Origin of the sequence: Lentilactobacillus dabitei, assembly GCF_019061365.1 — a bacterium.
GTDB lineage: Bacteria > Bacillota > Bacilli > Lactobacillales > Lactobacillaceae > Lentilactobacillus > Lentilactobacillus dabitei.
In genome coordinates, this window is record NZ_JAHPPD010000170.1 from 1 (window position 1) to 1,402 (window position 1,402).

The window sequence follows — 1,402 nt, forward strand, 5'->3', positions numbered from 1 at the left end:
GCGTCAATTAACCACCAGTCTGCAAATGGTCGTTTTAGCGTTTTTAGCACTATTACTTAAGAGATTTTAGACAGCTTCTAAATCCTTTAACCCGTTCAGCATAATTGCAGCCGAACGTTCATAATCAATATTATCTTCAACAGTTTTGTATACCTGACCATCGCCGTATTTAACCTTCACAATTGATCCCGGCATATTTAATCGTTCAATTTCACCGTCAGCAAGCACATCTTCCTTTGGCATATCAAACAGTTTGAATTTAAGTGATGAACTTCCTCTGCGTTAACAATCAGTACTTTGGACATAGCGTGGTACCTCCATGTAAATGAATTTTTCCTTATGAAAACGTATCCAATATCAGTTTAACATTGTTTAAGCCACGTTTCAGCTCACTAGTCCACATAATTGAGATATTTTATCGTTGAAAATTTGGTTGAACTATCCTTAACCTTTTGAGATTACACGAACTATATAGTGAAATAGCTATTATATAGTTCACTTTATTTTTAATTTTCATTGACTTTTCATGAAAATGTATGTATTTTAATGGTTGTAAGCGAACGATGGCCATCTTCCTTATAAATAAAATTAGGAGTGTGGATTCTTTTGGCAAGCATTTTTTCAGATATTAACAAGGCGCTAGAAACTTTGAAAAATGGCGGTATGATTATCTTAGCCGACAATGAAAGCCGTGAAAATGAGGGTGACATCGTCACTTTGGGCGAAACGATTACCCCCGAGACTGTCAATTTCATGATTGGTCATGCAAAAGGACTTCTATGTGCCCCGATGAGTCCAAAAGTTGCTGAAAAACTCGGCTTTCGAATGATGGTTGAACATAGTACTGATCCCAATCAGACCCCATTTACCATTTCGACCGATGGTGAATATCACGCAACTGGTGTGACAACCGGCGTTTCTGCGTTTGATCGGGCTGCCACAATTAAACATTTGGCAACTGCAGATGCCAAGCCAACCGATTTTAACCATCCCGGCCATGTTTTCCCATTGATCGCCAAAGAATCCGGCCTGCTTTCACGTGACGGTCACACTGAGGCCTCGGTTGACCTTGCTAAACTATGTGGTAAAGCACCTGTTGCTGCAATTATTGAAGTGATTAAGTCAGATGGTCATATGGCTCGTCGCGATGATTTAGCTCAAGACGCTAAAGAATGGGGCTTGCCGTTAATCACCATTGACCAAATTAAAACCTATATGCATGAAAAATTGGTGGCTGCAAGCGTTTAAGGTTTCGATAAGACTATCAGCCAAACAATTAATCAAAGACGACTCTTTAAAGATTATGTCACATCGTAATCTTTAAGAAGCTGTCTAAAATCTCTTAAGTAATAGTGCTAAAAACGCTAAAACGACCATTTGCAGACTGGTGGTTAATTGACGC

General features: G+C 39.1%; 1 protein-coding gene and 1 pseudogene. One reads left to right on the forward strand and one right to left on the reverse strand.

The features are described 5' to 3' along the window. Positions 1 to 69: 69 nt before the first annotated feature. Positions 70 to 305 (reverse strand): annotated as a pseudogene (locus tag KTE19_RS13625) (acetate kinase); the annotation flags it as partial. Positions 306 to 606: 301 nt separating this feature from the next. Here KTE19_RS13625 and ribB point away from each other — a divergent pair. Beyond that, positions 607 to 1,248 carry a 3,4-dihydroxy-2-butanone-4-phosphate synthase gene (gene ribB / locus KTE19_RS13630; RefSeq protein ID WP_016377611.1) on the forward strand — a complete coding sequence of 214 codons (642 nt, stop codon included), beginning with the start codon at positions 607 to 609 and terminating at the stop codon, positions 1,246 to 1,248. Positions 1,249 to 1,402 lie beyond the last annotated feature (154 nt).